Source organism: Enterococcus sp. (assembly GCF_032555305.1).
Lineage (GTDB): Bacteria > Bacillota > Bacilli > Lactobacillales > Enterococcaceae > Enterococcus_A.
This window is the reverse complement of sequence record NZ_JAWGOQ010000057.1, coordinates 1-8,140: the sequence shown is the minus strand read 5'-3', so window position 1 is coordinate 8,140 and position 8,140 is coordinate 1. Positions and strand designations below refer to the sequence as shown.

7 protein-coding genes are annotated in these 8,140 nt (G+C 31.2%); 2 read left to right on the top strand and 5 right to left on the bottom strand.

What is annotated here, in order from left to right; translation table 11 throughout:
- Window positions 1-26: 26 nt before the first annotated feature.
- Together E6139_RS22655 and E6139_RS22650 are read right to left on the bottom strand one after the other, a co-directional pair.
- Window positions 27-308 (bottom strand): hypothetical protein, encoded by a 282-nt coding sequence (locus E6139_RS22655; RefSeq protein WP_316405813.1) that lies wholly within the window; start codon window positions 306-308, stop codon window positions 27-29.
- Window positions 309-379: 71 nt separating this feature from the next.
- Window positions 380-568, bottom strand: coding sequence for a hypothetical protein (locus E6139_RS22650; protein WP_316405812.1), 189 nt, complete (start codon window positions 566-568; stop codon window positions 380-382).
- A 222-nt stretch (window positions 569-790) separates the two neighbouring features.
- Here E6139_RS22650 and E6139_RS22645 point away from each other — a divergent pair, with 222 nt between their 5' ends.
- Together E6139_RS22645 and E6139_RS22640 are read left to right on the top strand one after the other, a co-directional pair.
- Window positions 791-2,383 (top strand): ABC transporter ATP-binding protein, encoded by a 1,593-nt coding sequence (locus E6139_RS22645; RefSeq protein ID WP_316405811.1) that lies wholly within the window; start codon window positions 791-793, stop codon window positions 2,381-2,383.
- Between the two features lie 13 nt (window positions 2,384-2,396).
- Complete coding sequence (locus E6139_RS22640; protein WP_316405810.1) at window positions 2,397-2,738, top strand: hypothetical protein; 342 nt, start codon at window positions 2,397-2,399, stop codon at window positions 2,736-2,738.
- A 797-nt stretch (window positions 2,739-3,535) separates the two neighbouring features.
- On the opposite strand, the gene E6139_RS22635 is transcribed toward E6139_RS22640, so the two are convergent.
- The 3 genes from E6139_RS22635 to E6139_RS22625 form a co-directional block, all read right to left on the bottom strand.
- Window positions 3,536-4,699: an XRE family transcriptional regulator gene (locus E6139_RS22635; protein ID WP_316405809.1), complete on the bottom strand. Its 1,164-nt coding sequence runs from the start codon at window positions 4,697-4,699 to the stop codon at window positions 3,536-3,538.
- Between the two features lie 252 nt (window positions 4,700-4,951).
- On the bottom strand, window positions 4,952-6,562 hold the full coding sequence (locus tag E6139_RS22630) for a hypothetical protein (RefSeq protein WP_316405808.1): 1,611 nt from the start codon (window positions 6,560-6,562) through the stop codon (window positions 4,952-4,954).
- Window positions 6,559-7,590 (bottom strand): hypothetical protein, encoded by a 1,032-nt coding sequence (locus E6139_RS22625; protein WP_316405807.1) that lies wholly within the window; start codon window positions 7,588-7,590, stop codon window positions 6,559-6,561. Before E6139_RS22625 ends, E6139_RS22630 begins: the two co-directional genes overlap by 4 nt.
- Window positions 7,591-8,140: the final 550 nt, after the last annotated feature.

Genomic DNA, 8,140 nt, shown 5'->3' with positions numbered 1-8,140 from the left:
ATTTCAGGTCGCTCGCAATGGCTTTTTTATTCTACGCTGCTTGCTAAGTTGTGTACTTTTGCGTTGCAATTGTATGTACCTTTATCTTGCCACAAACAAAACATTCCAATATAATTCTGTTCCTCACTGTCAAGAAGAATTTCTAATTCATTCTGATATAAGATATGTCGAACTAATGCTTCCTCAGAAAAAAATGATTTCACTTCTTTCATATTATTCAAAAAGTGTTGATTTGTTTGGCGGTTTTCTATCCCACTCAGTAGATCAATAACCTTTTTTGTATCTCTTTCATTTACATGATAGTACATAACCAGCTTCCCTCCCAAAACAAAACAAAATAAAGAAAGTAAAACAACCTTTGTTTTACTTTCTCTTTTCCTTAAGCAATATTGCCGTAGCACTTACAAGGTTTAACATTAGTAACCCAATATGCAGTAAAAACCGTCAATACAGCAACAAGAAATACCGCAAGCGAACCACTTGTTGGTTCAACATCAGTGCCAGAAAAATTACTTACCTCGGGACTTTGATAAATATTTTGATCCCCAATATTATTCTGCTCAGACATTTTAATTCTCCTTTCTATATTTATTATGTTAAATAATTGGAACCCAGTTTTTAGTGAAAAATTTTGATAAAACCGTTCATCTTTGATAATCATTTCGCTTCATCATACTTAATCAACGATATCACAAAACTATATTAACACAACATTTTATTATTGTTAAGGTAAATCAGTATTTACTATGCTATAATTTACTAAGTAATGAACTGTCTTAGGAGGTCTAAAATGAAAGCTTTTTTACTCAAATATGCTCAAAATATTAAAAAAAAGCTGATAATTTTCAGCATTTTAAATGTTTTTAGTTCATTAGTAGGGGCATTGATTCCTTTAATTTCAGGAACTTTTATTGACTCTTTAGTTGAATCCAATGATTATCGTGTCATACTTAGATTTATACTTCTATTATGTTTATGCGTCATAATTCAACTCGCACTGGCTTTTTATGTTCAACTTGAAGGAGCTCTACTTCAAACAAAATTAATCTACGATATCCAAGAGGATACTTTGAAAGAAATACAACAAGCCCAGTTGTATCATATTTCAAAATTTGATAAAGCTGATTTGAGTCAGTGTATATCAAGTGATTCAACTTCAATAGCTACTTTCGTGATATCTACAGGAAGCTCATTACTGGTTTGTATATTTAACTTTTTCTTTTCATTAATCCTTCTTTTCTCTGTAAAATGGGAAATCGCATTATTTATCCTTGCCTTTTTAATTTTTTATATTATTTATTTCTATTTTTTGCAAAAAAAATTAGTTGTAAAACAAAGAAGACTAAAATCTGATTATAGTCATTATTTTGCACAAATATATTTACAATTGAGTAACTTAAAAAACTTAAAAATATTCCGGATGCAAGATTATTATAGTAGTACTCTATTTCGTGCCTTTACAACATATAAAGATTCACTAATAAAATTCAAAATATTCTCGTTTAGTCTTTCATCTGGAGATATACTACTAACATTTTTCGCTCAAATAATAATTTTTATCTTCGGAGGAATGTCTGTCATGAATGGTAGTATGACTATTGGGATTTTCTCAGTTCTTATTTCTTACTTCAACATGATGCTTAGTTCAATTAAATTTATACCGTCAATTACTACTCAATTTGCAGAAATGTCGGCTTCATATCACAGAATTGTTGATTTGACAACGCTAGACAGGGATAAATCAGGACCCCAAAAACAGGTTAGTAGTAATATAATTAGAATGAACAATGTCTCAATCAAATTTCCCGATTCAGAGGAAGAGCTTCTTAAATATTTTAACTACTCTTTCACTAAGGGTTCAATATATTGTCTAAAAGGTACAAATGGTAGTGGAAAAACCACAATGCTGGATATTATTTCCAAACTTCATTTCTCATATGAAGGTTCAATATCCATTGATAATATAGAAATTGAAAAGATGGATACGGACATTTATCATAATGAGTGTGTATCATATATGACTCAAGAAGCTTTCGTAATAAATGATTCTCTTGAAGCCAACCTATTGATGTATGATGGATCTAGTGATTTGAAAGCTCTAATAAAAAAACTCGGTTTAGAAAAATACTTAAAAAAGGATGATAATATTAGTACAATAGCTTCTGGGGGAGAAAAACAAAAAATCTCTTTTTTGAGGAGTATTGTAAAACCATTTAAAGTACTTCTTTTGGACGAGCCAACTAATCATATGGACACTGAAAGTAAAGTTATTATAATGGACTACCTGAATACAATTAAAGAAAATTCAATTATTATAATTTCTAGTCATGATAATTTTGTTGTTGAACATTCTGATTTAGTAATTGATTTAAATAATGATTAAAGGGGGTAACATCTTGTTTGTATTAAACTGGATTGACAAAGCTGAAGTAAACCATGTACCGTTGTTGATATTTGGAATTGGATTAGTGGCTTTCGTATTTTGTACTAAAACTCCGCATGGTGGGATTGCGTACAGAGGCTTAGCTTATTATATCTACGGAAAAAAAGCGTGGTATTTATCAAATAAACTAGGTGGCGCTTTCTTAATGTTTTTTTCATCAATACTTTTTTTAATATTTAAAATCGTTCAAATTTCTAGCGATATCAAAGTCGCGATTGTTTGTCTTACATGTTTTTTTAGTCTAATTCTGACAGATGTATCAGTGATTATTTATTTGAAAAAAAAAGAAAAGTAGTGAGCCAAATAAAATAGTTTCAAAAAAATCATGCCCTGTCACTGATCATCGAAAAACGTTAGCAAGTCGATTGACATACGTTTTACCAAGGATTACCTCAAAGCTAAAATTCTGTAACCTGAAAGTAATTATTTCAGTAGCAGTTGTTTGCTTCCATTTTACAAATAATAATTGAAAATTCCAAGCACGCTAAAGGAGCAATGATACCTTCTAAAGTACGCTCCAGGTCAAGGTTCACCAGAAAAATTTTCTAATTGACTAACTTTATCTTTTTCTTTAAAATAGTACACGTATGATAGGTAATTAAATAAAAAAAGGCACTTGGTCTACTAGCTCCAACTAGTCTACCAAGCCCTGATTAAGTCACTCTAGATGACCAATCAAGTTGCCCTTAGTCAATGAATGCCATTGACAGTAAATATTTTACTCAATTTCAAGAGAAATATCTAGTGTTTTATTACTAGTTTCTCTGTAATTTAATTGTTTAAAATTTTCAGGAATATCTTTATATCCTGTTTATTAAGGCTAAGCAACAGTATTGGTAGGAGACCAATGCTGTTTTTTTATTGGTTTCCTATCATACTTTTTTGCAGAGTAGTAAAATTCTCCTAATTCGTATATTGCTCCACAACATATGGATAGAAAGAATCTCATACTCTGCTAGAGCCACATTATTTAATGCTTTATGAGCTGCCACTCATACTAAGTAACAGGCTCAAATCATTCAACACCGTTTCATGTTTCTTCTCCTTCACATTTAGTGTGGAGGAGATTTTTATTTTCGTATGCTGAAACTATTAGTCAAATGGTATGAATTTTTCAAACTTCTTAATTTGTTGTGGAGAAAATTCAGTAGAGGAAATCATTTCCATGATTTTATTTGTACCATTCCCATAATCAATTAAAAGCAACAGTTTCAAGGTAGGCGCAACCTGTTTTCTAAGCCATGCCAATGTTCGTCGTAAATCATAAGGCTGTGGCTCCGAAGTTAATTTGAGTTTGTCTCTCGCTTTACCAAGAAATAGTTTCCATTTTGGATCAGTAGTCCACTTCCTTATATTTTGATTTTCTATAGGAGTAAGGAAGACAATATATGTATTGATGATATTAAAAACTGTTTGTTCAAAATCTTGATGTGTCAGTAAATCTTGTATTGCATAATACGCTCGATCATCTTTTAGGCGAATCTCATAGCGATTCTTTATGGTCGAATTTTCAAGAGCGATACTATTCTTTACAAGCTGTTCGTAATTCTTTTGATAAAAACAAAAGTATATGTCACTTTTCAAAGAACCTAGATAAAGTGTAGTTCCTAGCGAGCTTGCTGCTTCTTTTTCATCCTCTAGCCTTCCAGAATCAATTGAGCGGAATGAACGGAATTTAGACCGTAGCTCTTTTTTCGAACACTTTTCTGCTAGATAAGGAATGGAGAGAATTCCAACTCGATCATTGATTGCCAAGTCAATACGTTTGTAATGGACTTTTTCTTTTTCACATGTATTGAAAAAATCGAACCATGAACGATTCTGAGCAACTAATAGATTTTCAAATTCTCGACACCCCTGTCCTTTCAGTTCAACAAGTGTTCCCTTGGCATCCTCCTCAGGCGATATCATTATTTGAATGTCACTAAAAGCATATTTTGCTATATAACCGTAGAAAGCATAATCTTCATAAATCATATACTTCATCTTAATTTGCAAAATTTTCTCACAAATGTACGGAACATCATGGCTCTCAAATCGTAAACGAACGTAATCAAAGACCAACTCAAAATCATTTTCTGGATTCATCCTTTCCAAACAATTAAGCAGAGTCTCTTTCATTTTTTCTGATGGTATCTCTTTCTCATTTTCTACGCGATTAATGTGTTCTCTAGAATAGCCGCTCAAAACAGACAACTTACGTTGTGAGACACCATACTGAGTTCGTTTTTCTTTCAATACTGCACTAAAATTCATAGCATTCTCCTTCATAGAAAAAAGTGTGAAGTAAATAAATTCACCTCACACCTCATTGATTTAGTAGAAAGACTGTTGTATCAAGTGTTTCTACGTGTATGTTGTTTGAAATGTTATATTTACTACCCCCCTAGTTAGATACTGGGGGTTAACGCTTTGGGACGCGCAAGCGCGTCCCAAAGACAAGCTTCCAGCTCGCCGCCCACGCTGGGGCGTGTTCGTCGGCTGGGCTTGTTTTTACAGCTCTTTTTATTAACTATTAAAGTTTATCATCAATTGATTCATGATTTTAGAAAAATCACTTACATAATCCTTATTGAGAATTTTACTTGGAGCATGAGAACTATAATCAATATGGTTCAAAATTTTTGAATTATTATATTTACCTATTTCTTCTCTTTTTAAAGTAGTAGTAAAAATAATTTGATTTTCAAGTTGGTTAAACAAATCTACTACTATTTTTTCTCTACCTGTTGACAAATCCTCAGCTCGAAAAGAATCTACAATTATTGGGTACGGATGATTCATTATCTTGGCAAAGGCATACATTTTAGCCAGATGAAATTCCGTAGCTTCACTCCCCGAAAAAATTTCCGAACTTTTTGTAAATATATCATCAAATTTCAGAGTTCCTGTATTATCAATTTTCCGATAAATTCTGTTCATCTCTTTAACTATTTTGTTCATAAATCTATTTTGCTTTTCAATAGTTTTTTTATTAGTTTCTTCACTTGCTTTAAGAGAATCATTTAATTGCATTATTTCTTTATCGATTTCTTTTAGCTTATCTTCAACACCGGAAGCATCAACAACTTCCTGTTTATAAAGAACTATCGACTCTAACGAAATAGAATCATCAGCCAAAATTTCTTGAAAATACTTCTGACATTGATTCAGCTCCGCAGTTTGTCTCTCTATCTCTTCTAAATAAGAAGAGATTTTTTCTTCAATTGATTCAATGATTTGATTTCGAACATCAACAGTAGAAACATCAAAAGTATACATTGAATCTGAAGTAGTATACCCAATATTCTTAGAATCACAATCTAAACAATGTAATTCACCCGTCGGAATCGTCCTATTTAATGATCTTAACTCTTTTAAAGTAATTTCATATTTCGCTTTTCTATTGATTGAAGCGTTTCTTTCATTTCTCAATTTACCTATTTTGATTTTTAATTTTTCTGCCTGTTTAACCTTTTCTTCGAAAGCAACTCTATCACTGTGTTGACTTAAATAATTTACAGATGAATTTTTGGAATTAAGTATTCTATGCTTTTTTAACAAGACTTTTTTTTCTTCTTTTAATGATTTTATTTTTCTTTTAGCAGAATCAATTTCCTCTAAAGTCATGCCTGTAAAACCTAAGCCATTGTAGGAGTACAACATATTATAAAAATCTTTTTTATTATAAAATCCTTTATTAGCAATGTTAGAAGTATCTTTCTTGTCTTGCCCCACAAAATAGAGTTGTATAAATAGCTCCGGATCGGCTAATCTCAACACATCATTTTTTACAATTTGAGGAAATTTGAAAATATTTTTCGACCAATACCTTTTCATCTCTGATACATTATCAAAAATCATCACTGTATCTTTTGATTTGATAATGAAATTATCTTTTCTACGACAGATTAAATAGCTTTGATTGTTGTGTTCAAATTCCACGACGTAATAGTATTTCTTGTAATCAAACGAAGAAGGAAAAACAGGTGTGTTTCCCAAACAGAAAGCTAATGATTGAATGACAATCGTTTTCCCTTTATTATTATCATCACTTGAAATAACGTTAAAGTTATCTGTTAGTGATTTCTCTACATAAGCTTCTTTTGAATTTCCAAGAGCGATCTTCTTAATGATCATTGTTTTATTCCTTCCTTGACAGTTGCGATGAAATATTTTAAAGATAGAACATCAAAATGAGGACAACCTTTTCTCGTTTCCGGATCAATCATCAAAAAAATTTCATTGATATCCTTTTTTGGATACGCAACTAACTTATTACATACTTCTGAGAATAATTTCCAAAAACCATCATAATTTGTCCTATCAAAAAGAGCTCTTGACATAGCCAACTTACAACTATCCAATTCTTCTTCTCTTTTTTCTTCAGGAAATTTTTGATAAGTCTCTATGAAAGGAATTGGGCATCCTTTGTCAAAAGGATTTCTATTGATAATTCTACCAACGACGAATGTTTTTATCTCTGAACTAGTTAGATGCCGTAAATGGTTTAATGATTCATCAACTGATGAAATACTAATTCCTTCAATGTTTTTCCCATTTTTCTTTGCAGACTGAGTATCTCTAATTTCATTGAAAATTCCTGTTAGTTCCGCATTATTCGGTATTATACTTACTCGAGAATCAATAATCGCCTTTACGTACTCGTAAGGTTCTTTATCATCAATGACAAATAAAACAGTTTTTAAGAATTCATCGATTTTCTTTAAATCGATATCAGAATCAATGATATATGTTTTTTTATCACACTCATCAATTAATCCTTCTTTCATTTTCTTCAATGCCTTATCTTGAACATTTGAGATGCCAAAAATGTTTTTCGAAGAATCCTTGCGAACAGTATTCGAAACTCCTCCCATGAATAAAATGAAATTATCAAATTTTAAATCACTTACGTAATTTTTATATAGTGTAACTAATTCTCTACCCACAGCCTTTGGTGAAGAATTTGATGCCCCCTTAGATTGTACATCCCATAATTTGTCAGACATGTTATCCATTCCTGTTAGATCGTTAAAAAGATCAATTACAAAATAATATATTTCATCTTTTTCCTCATGGAAGTTCATCAAATATAATAATGCTTTTGTTTCAGTAACTGCACAAGATTTTCTAAGTTTTTCTGTTGCCGAAACTTTGTATACCATGTCATTTTCCTTCTCATTATAATTTAATTACTTAAATTATATCGGAATGAACTCAGTTAAACAATGACAATCAAGTGCTAGTTTTTTTGAAACTATATAATTAATGTTGATATAGATGTGGATTTCACCTGACAAGACAACTTGAATAGTAATATTAAAATATCTATACTTGGTTCGAATATTTAAGTGCTGTTAACCGAAAAATTTTTTATCTGCTCGCTCTGATAAAAAAAAGAAAAGACACATCCTTTTTTCGAATGTGCCTTCTCTAAACGTATATCAAATTTTCTGCTAACAGTTCTGCTAACGACTTGCTAACACTTTGATTGATTTGTTAGCTAATTTACTACCATAAACTTCTACTTTAGTGACTCGATGAAGGACTGCTTATCGTTGATATAAAGCTATTCTGTTCTATTTGAGTGTATTTAGGTGAAATTTACTCATTAAACTTCTAAGCGGACGGTCGGGGGTTCGAATCCCTCCTGTGATGTAAATGGAGTATAGTAAGGTTAAAACCTTACTATACTTGATATAATGATCTGTTAGT

Excerpts from the sequence above, each read along its gene's own strand:
- E6139_RS22635 (WP_316405809.1), bottom strand. The coding sequence starts at position 4,699 with ATGAATTTTAGTGCAGTATTGAAAGAAAAACGAACTCAGTATGGTGTC.
- E6139_RS22625 (WP_316405807.1), bottom strand. The coding sequence starts at position 7,590 with ATGGTATACAAAGTTTCGGCAACAGAAAAACTTAGAAAATCTTGTGCA.
- E6139_RS22655 (WP_316405813.1), bottom strand. The coding sequence starts at position 308 with ATGTACTATCATGTAAATGAAAGAGATACAAAAAAGGTTATTGATCTA.
- E6139_RS22650 (WP_316405812.1), bottom strand. The coding sequence starts at position 568 with ATGTCTGAGCAGAATAATATTGGGGATCAAAATATTTATCAAAGTCCC.
- E6139_RS22630 (WP_316405808.1), bottom strand. The coding sequence starts at position 6,562 with ATGATCATTAAGAAGATCGCTCTTGGAAATTCAAAAGAAGCTTATGTA.
- E6139_RS22645 (WP_316405811.1), top strand. The coding sequence starts at position 791 with ATGAAAGCTTTTTTACTCAAATATGCTCAAAATATTAAAAAAAAGCTG.